The sequence below is a fragment of the Glutamicibacter nicotianae genome (assembly GCF_002797775.1).
Classification (GTDB): Bacteria; Actinomycetota; Actinomycetes; order Actinomycetales; family Micrococcaceae; genus Glutamicibacter; species Glutamicibacter nicotianae.
This window is the reverse complement of sequence record NZ_PGEY01000001.1, coordinates 2,750,111-2,765,348: the sequence shown is the minus strand read 5'-3', so window position 1 is coordinate 2,765,348 and position 15,238 is coordinate 2,750,111. Positions and strand designations below refer to the sequence as shown.

Sequence of the window (15,238 nt, the reverse complement as noted above, 5' to 3'; positions counted from 1 at the left end):
GTTCCCCATTCGTCAGTAAGGCCGTTATTGAAGACCTTACTGACGATGGGCCCCGTACGCGATCAGTTTTGCGCCAGAGGCAAGAACTATTGTTTCTACCTTGCACTGACCTTGCCGAAGAGGCGGGCAATGGAGGCTAGGATCATTGGCCTGCAGGCCAGCCAAGCACCGGCGATCACAAGCAGCGAGAGCGCGAAGTAGAGCAGCCCGGCCCAGTTATCCGCGTACGCGGCGGGATCGGTGGACCCCTGGGCCGCATACATGTGGTTCAGGTTGCGCAGCGCCCCGGTGGAGAACACCAGTATCACGTGCACCAGGATGAACAGCACGAAGTACAGCATGGTGGGGAAGTGCAGGGCTCGGGCTACCTCAATCGGGTACTTCTTGGTCAGGTTCGGCACGTTCTTGGGCCAGAATGCGCTCATCCGGTAACCGGTGATCGCCGCTACCGGAGCGGCAATGAACACGGTGGTGAAGTAGGCCAGCTGCTGCAGCGAGTTGTAGTTCACCCAGCCGTTTTCGGTAGGCCAATCCAGCGTCAGGTATTGCAAGGCCGCCGAGATCGCATTCGGGAAGACCTCCCACGATGTCGGGACAATGCGCATCCAGTGGCCTGTGGCGAACAGCAGCACGAGGAACACCAAGCCATTGACCAGCCACAGCAGGTCAAGGCCCTGGTGCAGCCAGAGGTTGATGCTCACCTTAGGGCTGCGCTTCGACGACCAATAGGCAGGCGGCTTCTTTTGATGCCTGACCAGCATGCCCGAGCGGATGATCAGGACCATGAGGAAGAAGTTGAAGAAGTGGTTCCATGCCAGCCAGCCGGGGAAGCCGATGGGTGCTGATTCCGGCAGATGGTATTCGCCCGGGTAGCGTTCCATGAAGGACTCGACCCCATCGATTCCGGCAATGCCGCGGGCAATGAGCACCACGGCAGTGGCCAGGCCCAATGCGGCGAACGCGCCGACGATTCCAGCGAGTACCCACTGCTTGGTGGTCAGCGGACCATGCTTGACCGCTTCCTTCTTGCCCTTTGCCGAGGCCTGGGGCTTCGGGGTGATTGCAGGCTTTGCGGAAGATGCCTTTTCTGCCGCCACTGCTGGCTCCGCCGGAGCCGCAGACTGCTGCATGCCCATGCGGGTACGCGCAGGGGCTGCTGGCGTTTCATCTGCCGTGGCCGAGGGAGCGGCCGTCGCACTGGACGCCTGGCTGGCCGGCTCTGCTGGCGTTGGCTCGGTCTTCGGAGGTGAGGCCGGTGCGGCCTGGGCGTCTTCAGCAACGGGAGCTGGCGCAACCGGGGCAGCAACAGCAACGTTTTCTGGGACGCTGGCTGCAGGTTCCGCAGGTTCCGCAGGTGCCGCAGATGCTGCCGGGGCCGCTGCGGCTACGGGTGCAGCCACGAATGAACTTGGCGGCCAGGCTTCTGCACCAGCGGTCCGCGGAAGTCCGCGGCGAACTGCCGGTGCATCTGCACTGGTATTCGCCGCGGCCGGTGCCGCATTCGCCGGGGGAACTGGTTCGCTGGCTGCCGGCGCCGCTTCAACCGTTGATGTCTTCGCCGGTTCGGCGACCGGCGTGGTTGCCGGCTCGGAAGCTGGTTCAGCCGCCGACACCTGCTGCGTTGCGGCAGCCGGAGCGCTCGCGACAACAGGAATTCCTGCAGGAGGCCATGGCTCGCCGCCGGCAACTCGTGGCAGACCCCGGCGCAGCGATCCAGGTGCCGGTGCCTGGCCGGCAACAGTCTGCGCGGACGCAGCGCTGGCCGCGGCAGCAGCAGGTGTTTCGGCAGGCGTTGGCTCGACGGGAGCAGGTGAGCTGACGGGCTGTTCGAGAACGGGCTCGGCAACTGGCTCAGCCTTCGTGGGCTCCGCAACTGTTGCGTCAGCGGTGGCTGCCACGGAAGCGAACAGTTCGGACGGAGGCCAGGGCTCGCCGCCGGCCACGCGGGGCAGGCCCTGCCGGATGGAGTGCTCAGGTGCATTCATGGCAATTACGCCTTGCGTGCTTCAAGCGCGGAAATCAGCTGCGGAACGACCTTGAAGACATCGCCGACCACACCGAAGTCGGCGATCTCGAAGATCGGTGCATCGGCGTCCTTGTTGATGGCAACGATGGTCTTGGCAGTCTGCATGCCTGCCTTATGCTGGATGGCTCCTGAGATGCCCAGCGCGACATACAGCTGGGGCGAGACCGCAACACCGGTCTGGCCTACTTGCGCGGCATGCTCGACGTAGCCGGCATCCACGGCGGCGCGCGAAGCGCCCACTGCTGCCCCCAGGGCATCGGCTAGCTGGTGCACCAGTTCGAACTGCTCGGCACTGCCCAGGCCGCGACCTCCGGAAACCACGCGCTCTGCGGAACGCAGCTCGGGACGGGTCGATGCCGTATCGGCAGTTTCCAGTTCCTTGACCTCGACCTCCGGCTTGCCGCTTGCGGCGACCTCCAGGGCGGTGGCGCTCGCCGGCTGGGCTTGGGCGCGTTCTTCGATGCTGCCCACGCGCACGGTAATCACCGGAGCGCCGAAGGTCGGGGCACTGTGGGTCGAGTACGCGCCGCCGTATATCGAGTGGGCTGCGATGATTCCCTGGTCATCGCGCGAAACGCCGAGGGCATCCACGCTGAGCGCCAAGCGGTTGCGCACCGCGAAGCGTGCTGCCACTTCGCGCGAGGTCAGGGTATGCCCCAGGATCACCGCTTGCGGCTGGACTACGGCGAAGGCCTGCTGCAGCGCGTCAGCCATCGGCGCGGTCAGCACCGGCGACTCGACAACTGCGGTGAGCACCTGCGCGGCGCCAGCCTGGCTGGCTTGTTCCGCCAGGGTTTCAACGGATCTTGCCGGGGCGGTCACCAAAGCGACCGGGGTGCCCACGGTGGAGGCTGCACCGAGCAGCTCCGCGTGGTTCTTGGCCAGCGTGCCGGCAGTGGTGGTCTCGAGGAAAACGAGAATTGAATCAGCAGCAAAATCAGTCATGGTTCTCTTTCCGCTCACACCAGGTTGTTCTTGACGAGGAATTCGGCCAAGGCGTTGCCGGCTTCGCCGTCATCGGTCACGATGGTCCCAGCGGTGCGCGGCGGGCGCTGTGCCACCGAAACCATGATGGAACGCGCGGTATCGGCAGGCAGCGCCTCGACGCCCAAGTCCGCCAGGGACAAGGATTCGATCGGCTTCTTCTTGGCTGCCATGATGCCCTTGAAATTCGGGAAGCGGGCATCGGGCAATGCTTCGGTGATCGAAGCGACCGCCGGCAGCGGAGCGCTGACTTTGGCCGCGGCTCCATCGAGCTCGCGCAAGCCGCTGATCGCGCCGTCGGCAATGTCCACCGAGGACAGGGACGTCGCGGCTGGAAGATCAAGCAGCTCGGCCAGCATCACCGGGAGCATGCCCGCCGAACCGTCGGTGGACATGTTGCCGGCGAGGATCAGGTCGTAATTGCCCCGGCGCAAAGCCGCCGCAAGCACCTGCGCGGTGAGCACCAGATCGGCTCCGAGCAGCTCTTCATCATTGATGTGCACGGCGTCGGCGGCGCCCATGGCCAAGGCCTTGCGCAAGGTGGCCTGGACCGATTCCGGCCCCATGGTCAGCACGGTGATATCGGTTCCAGGATTCGCGTCAGCGTGCTTCAACGCGACTTCCAAGGTCCGTTCGCCGATTTCATCGAGCACCACTTCTGAAGCGGCGCGATCAGCCAGGCCGGTCTCCAGATCCAGCAGGCGGTCTTCTCCGGTATCCGGGACTTCTTTGATCAGAACCGCGATCTTCATCATTTTCTCCTCTTATCGCAGCAGTTTCCGCCCGAACCTCCGAGTGCCGGAAGCCATCCATGATTCCGAGTTCCACGGACCTAGGCCATGCTCGCCGACGAAACTACTAGGAAATCCAAGTTCATTAATGCACCCCGTCGCAGATATCCTGCAGAACTCGAAGTATTGTGTCGTAGGCTACATTCGTCTCTGCTGTTTATCTTGTCGGATCAAGCGCCAATGGTCAATGAAAGTGGACAAGAAAACAGCAAGTGAGCATGTTGAAGGACAAATGGTCTACAGATCGTCGGGGTATCCGAACGCGTTTCTGAGCAGGTGAGCCGCATCGCGCTTTTCGCCCGGTTCCGGGTGGGCACCGTAGGCTTTAACCAGAGACCAATTTCGGAATTAAAGGACGGCTCATGGCCAGCAAGAAGCGTCAAGGCAAGAAGAATTCGGGCGCAGGAAATCCTGCCAAGGCGGCAGTTCGCGGCCGCAGCGTGTTCAAGATCCAGGCTGAAGCGCAGGTCGACGCACTTCGCGGCGACTACACGGCTTGGGTCGCGGAGCAGGTCCCTGTGTTCACTGCCGAACAGGCGTCACAGGCAGCGGGCATGCAGTCGGACCTCATCGGCCAGATCGCCGGCGAGTACGCCGACAACGCCCGCAGCTCCAACCTGTTCGACATGGACGTCGATGTCTTCGGCGAGACCCTGGCCATGCACCTTGGCAACCTACCGGAATCATTGGCGCCGGAACCGATCTTCACCACCTGGCTGGAGTACTTCAACTTCGTCGATGACCGCAAGCTCTGGCAGGGTCCAGCGGAAAACCTCGAAGCCCTGCGCGAGATGCTGGAAGACACCCTCAACGGCTTCGCCGAAGGCGATGCGGAACTGTGCGAATTGCTGCGCGGAACCAAGCTGTTCACCCAGGTCAAGGCCTATGCAGAGGCGCTGGCCGAGGGCGTGGACATGGAAGACTTCTCCGCAGAGGCGCAAGCCCCGCGCGCCAAGGTGCTCAACGCCGTTGGCCTGGATGCTGAAACCTTCGACCCTAGCGGTCCAGCGCCACTGGCTTTCAATTACATCTGGAGTGCCGGGCGCATGTCAGTCGTGGAGTCCGACGGTTCGGTGCTGCGCACCGACCCGGACGCCTACGACCTGCTGGTGGCCGGCGAGGAAGCGGGCAGCGCGCAGTTGCTCTTCGAGATGGCTGTCGGCTGTGTCCAGGCGCACCTGAACCCGACCTTCGATGTCACCCTGCGCGATGAAGCCCATTACCTGGTGCTGCGCAACCTGCTGGTCACCGCATCCACCGGACGCGAAGGGGACCTGGAAGGCCTGCGCCGCAACTGCGGCCCGAAGATTTACGATGAGGTGCTGCCAGAAGCTCGGACGGCCATGGATTCCCTGGCCGACTACGGCCTGATTTCCAAGGATGGCGAGCACTACAGCATCGACGAGCGCCTGGTTCCGGTCATCTCTGCCGGCATCACCGAGGTCGAGGTCTTCTTCGAAGAAGCCGAATAAAGCAGTACAGCAAGGCAGCTCAAGGCAAGAAGGAATGCTCTAGTTGCAGATAGGCGGACCTGCCGTGGCCAGGACGAGCGAAAGGTCCATGAGGTGGCTCGCAGCAGTCAGCGGAATCCTCTTCGCGGTGTTGCTGATGATCGCTGATCCCTTGATCGCCGGAGCTGCCTGGTGGGCTGAGCCCGACCTCTGGTTCCCCTTGGCCTTCCCGATGCTTCCTTGGCTTGCCATTGCCGCCGTCATGGCATGGCTGGGCAGCGCCAGCGAACGTTGGCTGCATGCGCTATTGCTGAGCCTCGTTTCCTTGGCGGCCGGTGTGATTCCGGGCTTTTTCTGGACGCTTCTGCTCTTTGGGGCCTTCCCCGAATCCGCCAGCCCGCAGGTGCCGATGACCGTCTCGCTCATCGCCGGCGCAGCAGTGATTGTGATGGGGGCAGTCGCAAGTTCCTGCGTCGCCCTCAGGCGCTTGAGCAAAGCTCGACTGGCCAGATAGCGCCACATCGGCCCGCTATTGCGCCTGGTCGTCCTGCCGCGAGGCGGCAATGCCGATCAGCTTGCGCAGCACGTCCAGGTTGATATCCTCCAGCTTCTTCACGTACACGCAGCCGGCTCCTTCGGTGTACTTGCCCAGCTGCGGCAGCAGCTCGGCCCCTTCGGGCAGATCCTTCAGGCCATAGAGCGACAGCTGGGCCTTGCGCGGCGAGAAGCCAGTCTTGGGCCAGATGCCGGTGGTGCGCGCATTGGCAGGGGAGATATAGGTATAGCTTCCGTAGCCGATCATGCTCGGGCCCCACATCACCGGCCGCTCGCCGGTGGCTTCGCGGAAGATGCGGTCCAGCTCATGGCCGTCAATCCGGCGCTTGTCCGGGGTTGCCGCCTCGATGAACTCCTCAACGCTGGCGTCAGTCGGAAGGGTCTTCTGACTTGTTGGCAAGTGATGCCTCCTCGGGTGCAGCAGGCGATTCTGCCTGGAAAATTGCCGACAGCTTGCGATACTGGCCGGTGCCCATGGCCAGCAGCGCCACCACAATCATGATCAGCCCGCCGGCCAGGAAGATCAAAGCGATGCCACGCGCCTCGCCTTGCCCCACCAGCCAGCCGAACTGGGCATCGCCCTCGGGCGAACGCATGAACGGGATGACCAGGTACTGGGCTATTGGCGCGATCAGGAAGGCGGTAATCGGGGCCGCCGCAGCTTCTAGCATCTGGGCGAAGCCGAATACCCGGCCCTGGCGGCGGAAGGCGACCACCTTCTGGATCACCGTTTGCTCCGAGGCTTCCACCGCGGGAATCAGCATCATGTAGAACCAGATGCCCAGCACATAGAGCCAGGTCCACTCGCGGATGGTGAAGATCGCGCCGAGGAATCCCATGACGGCCACCAGCAGGAGCATGGTGCGGATCGGGTTGGCCCCCAAGCCGAACTTGGCGATGGCCAGGCCTCCGACGATGAAGCCGGTGGAAGCCAGCCCGAAGGCGATGCCCCAGGCCTCGACCGGCATGATGGTCAGCCCGTAGGGGTCCATCAGCGCCATATAGGTGCCGCCGATGAAGTTGTTGAACATCGAGAAGATGATCAGGGCGAACAGTCCCGGAATGGCCATTACCGTGGTGAAGCCCAGGCGCAGGTCGCTGGTCTTGGTGCGCCCCTCCTCCTTTTCCGGCTCCTCCTCCGGGATGGAGATGCCCAGCAGGTGCAGCATCGTGATCACCACCAGCATGATGGCGATGGCCAGCGTCCACCCCATACCCAGCAGCCCGATGGACAGCCCTGAGAACACGCTGGTGACGATGAAGGCGATGCCCTGCACCGTGCCCACCAGCCCGTTGGCATTTGCGTGGCGCTCGACCGGGATCAGCAGGGTGACGGTCGTGGACAGGGCGATGCCGCGCATCTGCTCGACGATCGCGCCGAACAGGATGACCAGGCAGAAGATCCAGAACTGCCACCCGCCGATGTCCAGGATGTCTTCGGTGGGCAGCACGAGGTAGATCAGCCCGGCCAGGCTGAAGGCCACCGCGGTGATGAGCGCGGAGAAGACGAAGACCGATTTCTTGCGGTGGTTGTCCACGATGGTCCCGAAAACCATGGAGAACAGGGAGATCAGCAGCATGAACGCGCCGCCGATGATGCCAGTGGCCATGACGTTCTCGGTTTCCAGGTACACCCAGAAGGTCAACGCGAACCACAGGTAGCTGGTGGTGAGGTTCGCAACGGCGGTATTCACCAGAATGTGCATGAATGAGCGCTGGCCCTGCGGCGGAACCTCGGGGTTGCCGCTGCCGGCCAGCGGATGATTCGTGGGGCCTTCATCGCGCATGGGGAGCCTGCTTTGCAAAAAGTGGGCTGGTGCTCGTATCAAAGAATACGCCGATGCATTGATAGGCAACAGGTGTTGACTCAGACGATCGAAAACATAGTAGTCAGATGCCTAGCCCAAGCCTAGGCATAGCCCTAGTGTGACCGCCCGCACTTTCTGCCAAGGTTGAATCCATGCAAACCGGCTGCAGCGGTTTTCCCCTTTTGACGAGCATTGAATGGACGGAGCACACCACGCCATGACCGAGACCCTGAACGAGGTATCCAGCCTGCTGGATAACGCCCTGGTTGGCAGCCCGGAAACCGGAGAGTTCCGCGCCAATCGAAATATCTTCACCGACAAAGAGATCTTCGAGCTGGAAATGAAGCACATCTGGGAAGGCAACTGGGTATACCTGGCCCACGAATCCCAGATCCCGAACATCGGCGACTACTACACCACCAACATCGGCCGCCAGCCCATCATCATCTCGCGCAACAAGCAGGGCGAACTCAACGCCCTGATCAACGCCTGCAGCCACCGCGGAGCCATGCTCTGCCGCCGCAAGACTGATAACCGCACCACCTTCACCTGCCCCTTCCACGGCTGGACCTTCAACAACTCGGGCAAGCTGCTCAAGGTCAAGGACTCGCGCGGCGCCGGCTATCCGGAGCAGTTCAACAAGGACGGCTCCCACGATCTGACCAAGGTCGCCCGCTTCGAGAACTACCGCGGCTTCCTCTTCGGCTCGCTGAACGCCGATGTCCTGCCGCTTCAAGAGCACCTGGGCGAGGCCACCAAGATCATCGACATGATGGTCGACCAGTCCGAGCAGGGGCTGGAAGTGCTGCGCGGCGCCTCGACCTACACCTATGACGGCAACTGGAAGCTGCAGGCGGAAAACGGCGCCGACGGCTACCACGTCTCGGCCACCCACTGGAACTATGCAGCCACCCAGGCCCGCCGCGCCAACGGCGAATCCTCGAATGACACCAAGACCATGGATGCCGGCGGCTGGGACAAGCAGAAGGGCTGCTACTACTCCTTCGAGCACGGCCACCTGCTGCTGTGGACCGAATGGCTGGACCCTGCCAACCGCCCGCTGGCCGAGAAGCGCGACGAGCTGGTCGCCAAGTTCGGCGAAGCCAAGGCCGACTGGATGATCGGCATCTCGCGCAACCTGTGCCTGTACCCGAACGTGTACCTGATGGACCAGTTCGGCTCGCAGATCCGCGTCTTCCGCCCGATCTCCGTGGATAAGACCGAGGTGACCATCTACTGCTTCGCCCCGGTGGGCGAATCGGACGCCGCGCGCGCCGCCCGCATCCGCCAGTACGAGGACTTCTTCAATGCCTCGGGCATGGCCACCCCGGATGACCTGGAAGAATTCCGCTCCTGCCAGAAGACCTACCTGGCCACCGCGGCCCAGTGGAACGACCTCTCGCGCGGCCAGGCCCACCAGATCACCGGTCCGGACGAGAACGCCGACAAGGTGGGGCTGAAGCCCATCTCCTCCGGCGCCCGCACCGAGGACGAGGGCCTGTGCCCGATCCAGCACGGCTACTGGCTGCAGAGCATGCGCCAGGCCGTGGACAACGAACGCGCAGCACAGAACTAAGGCCGAAGGGGCAAACAGGTGAGCACCATTGCACTGACCGAGGCGCCGACGTCCAACGGCGCAATCACCACCGCGGACATCGCGCAGTTCCTCTACCAGGAAGCCCGCTTCCTCGACGACCGCGACTTCGACCGCTGGCTGGACTGCTACCACCCGGAAGCCACCTTCTGGATGCCTGCGTGGGCCGACGACGAGCAGCTGACCGAAGACCCGCAGCGCGAGATCTCGCTGATCTACTACGCGAACCGCGGCGGCCTGGAAGACCGTGTCTTCCGCATCAAGACCGACCGCTCCTCGGCCACCTCGCTGCCTGAGCCGCGCACCGGCCACAACATCACCAACGTGGAGATCCTGTCGGTCGACGGGGACAAGGTGGACATCCGCTTCAACTGGTTCACCCTTTACTACCGCTACCAGAATGTGGACACCTACTTCGGCACCTCGTTCTACACCATCGACTACTCCGGCACCGCACCGGTGATCACCGCGAAGAAGGTCGTCCTGAAGAACGACTACATCCACCACGTGGTGGACATCTACCACATCTAAAGCGACACCTCCGTGGGCGGCGGGGCCAGTGCAAGCCCCGCCAACTCACCCATCGCCGAAATTTGTGAAATGAGCATGCCCTGTCCCATCAGGTAGCACTCGCCTGAGCTGCCGCGGGCGCAAACCTTCGCGCACCAGTTGGCGAGCTTGGAAAGCAGCCCGGAGCGGGACGTGCTTTCCGGATACATTTCCATCCTGCAAGGCAAGGCCAACACCGCGGAGCGCTGGCTCTCCAGCGCCTGGCAGAACGCGGTGCAGGAGCACGACAACGATGCGATGGCAGTGATCGCGCAACGCCGAGTCCTCGATTCCCTGTGCCGACTCAAAGGGCAGAGGATCATCGACTGGGCTGAGCCATCGCTGCGCCTTGACCAGGTGGGAAGCCCGCTGGCCATCGAAAATGCAGCCATCCAAGGACTAGCCCTGGCCATGATGGGCCGGCTCGATGAAGGCGAGAAGCTCTTGATGGGCCTGCTGTCCACGTTGCCGACAGGAGCCCAGCGCCAGCGCGCGGAAATGTCGCTGGGCTGGGTCTACCTCGCGACCGATCGCGTTGAACTGGCCAGGCATGAGCTTTCCTCTGCCAACTCCACGGACTTCTGCGACGGATCGCTGCGCATCTCGCTGTGGGCCAGAGCCTGGTCGGCCCGGGCAGAATTCCTCATGGGCGATTGGGACCAAGCGCTGGAAACAGTCCGATCCGCACAAGCCCTGCAGGAACGTTCTGAAATCCAGATCCTGCGTCCGCTGATCCAAATGACCGCGGCGCAAATCCACGCGTTGCGCGGCAATTGGGAACAGGCGGATCTGCATTTGCGCAAGTCGTGGGCTCGCACCGGCAGCTATGCCATCATGGAGATGCCCTACCGGATGGCGCGGGCCGAGATCGTCGGGGCGCAGGCCAACTACGATGAGGTCGTGCGTGCGCTGGAGCCGCTGCTACGGCTGGACCGCACCCGGGGCATAGACCAGGCAGGCTTCTGGACCTGGCCAGATACATATGCCTTGGCGCTCATACGTTGTGAACGCCTTGATGAGGCCGACAATTTCATCCAGCCACTACTGGAGAGCGCCCTTGCTTCAGGCCACCAAAGCGGAGCTGCCCGCTTCCTGAGTGTGCAGGGCACCTTGCTGGCAGCTCGCGGTGATATCGACGCCGCCCGCCTTGTCTTTGAAGATGCCATCCGCCGTTCGGAGGGCGTCGGGTCGGTCTACCATCGGGCGATCATCGATTTCTACTACGGCCAGTGCTTGCGCCGGGCCGGCAAGTGGGCTGAATGCGTTGCTTCGTTGACCCGCGCGCTGGCGCTTTCCACGCACTTCGATGCAACCGTGTACATCGACCGCTGCACGCGTGAGCTTCGGGCAAGTGGCACCGGGATGCTGCGCAAGGAAAGCGCTGACTGGTCGACGCTGACCGCTCAGGGACAAGCCGTGGCCAAGCTGGTGTGCGAAGGCGCAAGCAACCGACGTGTAGCTGAAGAACTGTATATCGGTACCAAAAGAGTGCAATACCACCTGACCAAGATCTACACGAAACTGTCGGTCTCCAACCGTACAGAGCTTGCTGCTTTGGCACGCTTTGGCCAAGACGAATAGTGCTTCTTGGCTGATAAGAATTTTCATTCACGAACGACAGCCGAGTCATCCGCAGTGCGGGTTGTCCTGCGTGCAGTGACTGAAAATTTTTTTCATTCATGTCGTATCGCTTGAAGGGGACGCAGGCAGGACTTGATGCAGGCGGCAGCCAGCTGAGCAACGCGAATCATCGCGGTTGCTCCTGTGGGGTTATGGGTGGTGTGGCGGTTCTAGTGACTGAAAAAATCTGTCACTCAAAATTCACAGCGGGCGACCGGTGCTAGCCGGTCCCAGTGTCGGGCAGGTCTTCATCTTGGCCAAGGCCCAGCACGCGCCGCACTTCGGGGGTCAAATGCACCTTGTGAGCTGCGTCGTCCGATGTTCGCTGCGGGCAATGATCGTTGACATGATCAAAGTTCGCCACGTTGGCTACGCTCTCAGGGATCGTGATTGACCGCAGCCCGTGCGGAGACACCCACGTCTTGGAGCCATCAGGGCAGGCGAAGACCTTCCACCCTAGGGCGTGCTTGAACATCTGATGCTGCTTGCACAACAGATGGGTGTTTCGCCGGGTCGTGTGGCCGCCTTGCCCAAACGCTTCAATGTGGTCTATTTCTGATCGGTCGGCTGGGCGACGGCAACCCGGGAAACCGCAATGCTGGTCGCGGTGACGCAGGAAATCGCGCAACCCCTGCGAAGGCCGGTATTTCTTGGGTTCCACGTCAATTGCGGCGCCCGTCCATGGGTCGGTCAGCACGCGCTGGAATGATGGAGCGTCTGCCGCGAGTTCCAACGCTACCCCGATTGGGATGGGTCCGTGGCCTTCCAGATCGGCAAGGGCGCGAGTGGGATTCGCGAGCATTTCCACGGCCGGTATCGTGATGGATACCCGTGGCTTCAGCGGCATGCCCTCCATTCCGGGCCATCCATTCAGATATACGTCTGCAAGGGCATCGGCCTCAAGCTGGGTTTGGGTGCGCGGATCTTTGGGATCAGTGCTCTGGGCGGCCGCCTGCTTGATCGAATTGCGGATTGAGTGGATGACATCAGCGCGGTGATGCAACTGCAAGGTGGCCATGCCATCCTCGTCATTCCAGACCTTGACGTTGCGGGCGGCCATGGCGTCCTTCTGCCGGTTCTCGGCAGAGTCGGGGTTCAGCCGGTCATGAAGGCGGCGGGCGCGCTGGTAGACGGTCTCGTCGCTGGCGGTCCTTGCCAGAGGCAGAAGGGTCTGTTCCATGAGCGAGACTTGCCCAGGGCCGAGGTCTTGGGAGTACTTGACGATGTCGTGGGCGGCCTTGGCAGTGATCTCGCCGGCGGCCAGCGCGAGGAGCGTGGTTTTGCAGACATGGCGCAATCCTTTGGCGTGGAACATCCGCTTGCCGACTTTGCGCGGGCTTTCCCTCAACGCGACAGCCGCCTCGGCGATGAGGTTGGAGTTGATGGTCTGCTCGCTTCCACGGTCCACGCCGTAGTATGCGGCGCTCTTTCGGGCTTCAGCTTCTTCCTCTGCCGTGTGGGTATTTTCCGTGGCTATGAAATCGCTGAATGATTCGCTGACCTGTTCGACCGAATCCGCCAGCAAGACGCAGATGACAGCTTCGACGCTGCTCAGGAGGCGCTGGATCTTCTGCAAGCGTTCCAATGCGTCCCCGGGGCCGTTGACCGGGCCGGCATCGTAGAGCTCATTGGCAATTTTCTTGAGGGGGCCGAAGAACATCTGGTGCTCGCGCTGAGCAGCGAACGGGGAGGTCTTGTGCGACTCTGTGCGGGTGCCCGGTGGTCGCAGTGGCAGGCGGTGTTCACCGTCGTTATCTTCTAAATATGCGGGAGTAGTCATGATTTACTTTCCCGCGATACATCGACTATGTGTTCTGGTTATTTTCGAATTGTGGATAATATCTCGAAAGTTTCTGCGAAAAGCTATCCATGTGGATTCTGGTGAAAAACCCCCAGTACCGGGAATGGAGCAGTGGCTGTGGTTTTATCTGCTTGCTTGAGCCAGAGGGCGTGGCGGGCGCGTCAAAGCCGCACGGAGGCCAAGGATTCCCATGGCAGCCAGCAAGGCCAAGGCGAGGATGCTGGCGATGTACAGGGGCTCTTCCAGATCAGCAGCGGCGCCGGCGTTCCAATCGGCAAAGGTATCGCCCACGGAGTTCATGTTGGCGAAGGAGGCGAAGAAATAGGCCGGTGCGCCGAGAGCAACGATCAGGCTCCATGTCCCAATAGCGGCCCAAGCGGGTAGCTTGCGACGGGACGCGATGACGGAAACGAGCCAGGAGATGGCGAGGGCAATTCCGATTGCTGCGAAGACCCAACCTCCGAGCGAATCGTAATCCTGGTCCATGGCGGCCATCTGCACGATGGTCTCATCCAGGGGGATTCCACTGGCTGCGACCACTGCCCAATTGTTCATGAGCAGTGCGCCGTAAACCGCGTAGGCCACGATGATGGCGGCACCGGTGGTGGCTAGAAGCTTGCGCATGCCGGTAGCCTACAGCGTGCAAACGAAATACTTGGCATTGCTAGCAGCTCGTGCGCCGAGTGCCGGTATTGCATTGCAGAAGTCCGTGAAGCAGAGGCCCCGAATCGGTAAAGTGCATTATGTGCCGATCGGGAAAGCGCAGCGATCGCGCAAGCGACATCACCAAACGCTGCCATGCAGCGCCAATTGTCTATAAGGGGACTAGAAATGATCTTCACCAAGAAGGGCGACGCCGCTGTCCTGGCCAAGCTCAGTGCGGCTCCAGCGCCTTATCGCGAGATTGCCGAGCGGCTGCATGCCATCATCGTGGAAAGCGCACCGTCGCTGGAGCCGATCGTCCGCTGGGGACTTCCCTTTTATGTCCGGGACGGCAAGGATGTCTGCTACATCAAGCCTGACAAGGACTTCGTTGCCTTCGGTTTTGGCGAGGTGGTGAATCCCGCCTACGAGGACGGCGCGCACATGCATCCAGTCGCGTGGACCATCACCTCGCTGGATGCTGCAACGGAAGACAGGATCCGCGAGCTGGTGAAAAAGGCGGCTGGCTGATCCAAGGCAGCGGCAACGCCCGGAGCCGTTCAAATGCACGGAAAGCCTCGGCAGGAACATTCCTGCCGAGGCCTTCCGCTTGCCTGGCCGCGCGGGGGCTTACTTGACTGGGTCGAGCACGAAGTCGTAGGTGACCTGCTTGCCGTTGCCGGATTCGGCTGGCTGCACGTCGAGCATCAGTTCCGGCTTGACCGCGGTGGCGATGTCATCGTCGTTGTGCGCGTCGCCCGGGAAGTACAGCTGGGCGGTGAGCAGCTCGTGGCCCGGTGCCGAAACCTTCAGGTGCAGGTGGGCTGGGCGCCAAGCGTGCCAACCGGCGGCGGCGATCAGCTGGCCGCAGGCGCCGTCGGTCGGAATCTGGTACGGAGCCGGCTGCATCGTGTTGATCAAGTATGAATGGACTTGCCGTACTGGCAGGGAGGGATATGGAAGAGATGGCTTATGGTCCTGCCGGTGTCGCGCCGCGGACAGCAACATGGGTAAAGCGGAACGGGAGCACCGGTGTTCTTGTCGCGGTCGGCGCCAGGTGCACGCCCAGGGGCGCTTGTTCGTCGACCGGTAGCCGGGACTAGGTTGGCGTTGAAGTCGACGAGTTCGCCGAGTTCGACGATGGCACCCGGGTCTCGATCCGCTGGGACCGGGGATGCGTCATCAGCCTCAACGGAGCCGGACAGCTCGGCGAGCAAGAGCTGCTGGAGCATCTCGATGGAGCGCTCCTGCTGGCGGAGCAAGGCATCAAGGCAATCGCCGAGGAGTTGAAGAGATTGCCATGCTTCACCGAGCTGTCCTCCGATCTCAGGGCGCAGCTTCAATCTTGAAATCGCAGGTCGCACCGGTGCTTGGCAGCGGGAAAGGGTGCGGCTAGGGTGTGAATGTGACGCTGTGC

General features: G+C 62.2%; 14 protein-coding genes and 1 pseudogene. 6 read left to right on the top strand and 9 right to left on the bottom strand.

The genetic code is table 11. The features are described from left to right. Positions 1-95: 95 nt before the first annotated feature. From ATK23_RS12860 to ATK23_RS12850, 3 genes are read right to left on the bottom strand one after another with little or no spacing between them, the layout of a single operon-like run. On the bottom strand, positions 96-1,985 hold the full coding sequence (locus ATK23_RS12860; protein WP_083515642.1) for a cytochrome b/b6 domain-containing protein: 1,890 nt from the start codon (positions 1,983-1,985) through the stop codon (positions 96-98). Between the two features lie 5 nt (positions 1,986-1,990). Continuing rightward, entirely contained in the window at positions 1,991-2,971 is a 981-nt protein-coding gene (locus tag ATK23_RS12855; RefSeq protein WP_066143141.1) for an electron transfer flavoprotein subunit alpha/FixB family protein, read from the bottom strand. A gap of 14 nt (positions 2,972-2,985) precedes the next feature. Next, entirely contained in the window at positions 2,986-3,762 is a 777-nt protein-coding gene (locus ATK23_RS12850) for an electron transfer flavoprotein subunit beta/FixA family protein (RefSeq protein WP_066143436.1), read from the bottom strand. Positions 3,763-4,163: 401 nt separating this feature from the next. Here ATK23_RS12850 and ATK23_RS12845 point away from each other — a divergent pair, with 401 nt between their 5' ends. Both ATK23_RS12845 and ATK23_RS12840 read left to right on the top strand, forming a co-directional pair. Continuing rightward, positions 4,164-5,273: a hypothetical protein gene (locus ATK23_RS12845; RefSeq protein WP_066143144.1), complete on the top strand. Its 1,110-nt coding sequence runs from the start codon at positions 4,164-4,166 to the stop codon at positions 5,271-5,273. A gap of 88 nt (positions 5,274-5,361) precedes the next feature. Then, positions 5,362-5,766, top strand: a complete 405-nt coding sequence (locus tag ATK23_RS12840; protein ID WP_157066412.1) for a hypothetical protein — start codon at positions 5,362-5,364, stop codon at positions 5,764-5,766. Between the two features lie 15 nt (positions 5,767-5,781). Here the strand turns inward: ATK23_RS12840 and ATK23_RS12835 are convergent, their stop codons facing one another. Both ATK23_RS12835 and ATK23_RS12830 read right to left on the bottom strand, forming a co-directional pair. Further along, positions 5,782-6,207 carry a DUF1801 domain-containing protein gene (locus ATK23_RS12835; protein ID WP_066143149.1) on the bottom strand — a complete coding sequence of 142 codons (426 nt, stop codon included), beginning with the start codon at positions 6,205-6,207 and terminating at the stop codon, positions 5,782-5,784. Beyond that, entirely contained in the window at positions 6,176-7,594 is a 1,419-nt protein-coding gene (locus tag ATK23_RS12830; RefSeq protein ID WP_066143152.1) for an MFS transporter, read from the bottom strand. Before ATK23_RS12830 ends, ATK23_RS12835 begins: the two co-directional genes overlap by 32 nt. A 238-nt stretch (positions 7,595-7,832) precedes the next feature. Here ATK23_RS12830 and benA point away from each other — a divergent pair, with 238 nt between their 5' ends. The 3 genes from benA to ATK23_RS12810 all read left to right on the top strand — a co-directional run bounded on the left by benA (position 7,833) and on the right by ATK23_RS12810 (position 11,339). Further along, positions 7,833-9,191, top strand: a complete 1,359-nt coding sequence (gene benA / locus ATK23_RS12825) for a benzoate 1,2-dioxygenase large subunit (protein WP_066143155.1) — start codon at positions 7,833-7,835, stop codon at positions 9,189-9,191. A gap of 18 nt (positions 9,192-9,209) precedes the next feature. Further along, on the top strand, positions 9,210-9,740 hold the full coding sequence (gene benB, locus ATK23_RS12820) for a benzoate 1,2-dioxygenase small subunit (protein ID WP_052253961.1): 531 nt from the start codon (positions 9,210-9,212) through the stop codon (positions 9,738-9,740). 147 nt (positions 9,741-9,887) lie between these two features. Next, positions 9,888-11,339: a helix-turn-helix domain-containing protein gene (locus tag ATK23_RS12810; RefSeq protein ID WP_157066413.1), complete on the top strand. Its 1,452-nt coding sequence runs from the start codon at positions 9,888-9,890 to the stop codon at positions 11,337-11,339. Between the two features lie 259 nt (positions 11,340-11,598). Here ATK23_RS12810 and ATK23_RS12805 read toward each other — a convergent pair whose 3' ends face one another. Next, positions 11,599-13,158, bottom strand: coding sequence for an HNH endonuclease signature motif containing protein (locus ATK23_RS12805; protein WP_083515643.1), 1,560 nt, complete (start codon positions 13,156-13,158; stop codon positions 11,599-11,601). Between the two features lie 144 nt (positions 13,159-13,302). Beyond that, a complete protein-coding gene (locus ATK23_RS12800) occupies positions 13,303-13,803 on the bottom strand; it encodes a hypothetical protein (RefSeq protein WP_066143166.1) in 501 nt (166 codons plus the stop codon). Between the two features lie 207 nt (positions 13,804-14,010). On the opposite strand from ATK23_RS12800, the gene ATK23_RS12795 reads away from it, so the two are divergent. Then, positions 14,011-14,352, top strand: a complete 342-nt coding sequence (locus ATK23_RS12795; protein WP_236641135.1) for a DUF1801 domain-containing protein — start codon at positions 14,011-14,013, stop codon at positions 14,350-14,352. A 99-nt stretch (positions 14,353-14,451) separates the two neighbouring features. Here the strand turns inward: ATK23_RS12795 and ATK23_RS12790 are convergent. Both ATK23_RS12790 and ATK23_RS16475 read right to left on the bottom strand, forming a co-directional pair. Beyond that, positions 14,452-14,745 (bottom strand): annotated as a pseudogene (locus ATK23_RS12790) (dioxygenase family protein); the annotation flags it as partial. Beyond that, positions 14,739-15,083 carry a hypothetical protein gene (locus tag ATK23_RS16475; protein ID WP_170040998.1) on the bottom strand — a complete coding sequence of 115 codons (345 nt, stop codon included), beginning with the start codon at positions 15,081-15,083 and terminating at the stop codon, positions 14,739-14,741. The gene ATK23_RS16475 and the pseudogene ATK23_RS12790, both read right to left, overlap by 7 nt. Between the last annotated feature and the right edge of the window lie 155 nt (positions 15,084-15,238).

Bases quoted from the DNA above. Each gene is read 5' to 3' on its own strand.
- ATK23_RS12845 (WP_066143144.1), top strand. From the start codon at position 4,164: ATGGCCAGCAAGAAGCGTCAAGGCAAGAAGAATTCGGGCGCAGGAAAT.
- ATK23_RS12800 (WP_066143166.1), bottom strand. From the start codon at position 13,803: ATGCGCAAGCTTCTAGCCACCACCGGTGCCGCCATCATCGTGGCCTAC.
- ATK23_RS12805 (WP_083515643.1), bottom strand. From the start codon at position 13,158: ATGACTACTCCCGCATATTTAGAAGATAACGACGGTGAACACCGCCTG.
- ATK23_RS12855 (WP_066143141.1), bottom strand. From the start codon at position 2,971: ATGACTGATTTTGCTGCTGATTCAATTCTCGTTTTCCTCGAGACCACC.
- benA (WP_066143155.1), top strand. From the start codon at position 7,833: ATGACCGAGACCCTGAACGAGGTATCCAGCCTGCTGGATAACGCCCTG.
- ATK23_RS12850 (WP_066143436.1), bottom strand. From the start codon at position 3,762: ATGAAGATCGCGGTTCTGATCAAAGAAGTCCCGGATACCGGAGAAGAC.
- ATK23_RS12795 (WP_236641135.1), top strand. From the start codon at position 14,011: ATGATCTTCACCAAGAAGGGCGACGCCGCTGTCCTGGCCAAGCTCAGT.
- ATK23_RS12860 (WP_083515642.1), bottom strand. From the start codon at position 1,985: ATGAATGCACCTGAGCACTCCATCCGGCAGGGCCTGCCCCGCGTGGCC.
- ATK23_RS12830 (WP_066143152.1), bottom strand. From the start codon at position 7,594: ATGCGCGATGAAGGCCCCACGAATCATCCGCTGGCCGGCAGCGGCAAC.
- ATK23_RS12840 (WP_157066412.1), top strand. From the start codon at position 5,362: ATGAGGTGGCTCGCAGCAGTCAGCGGAATCCTCTTCGCGGTGTTGCTG.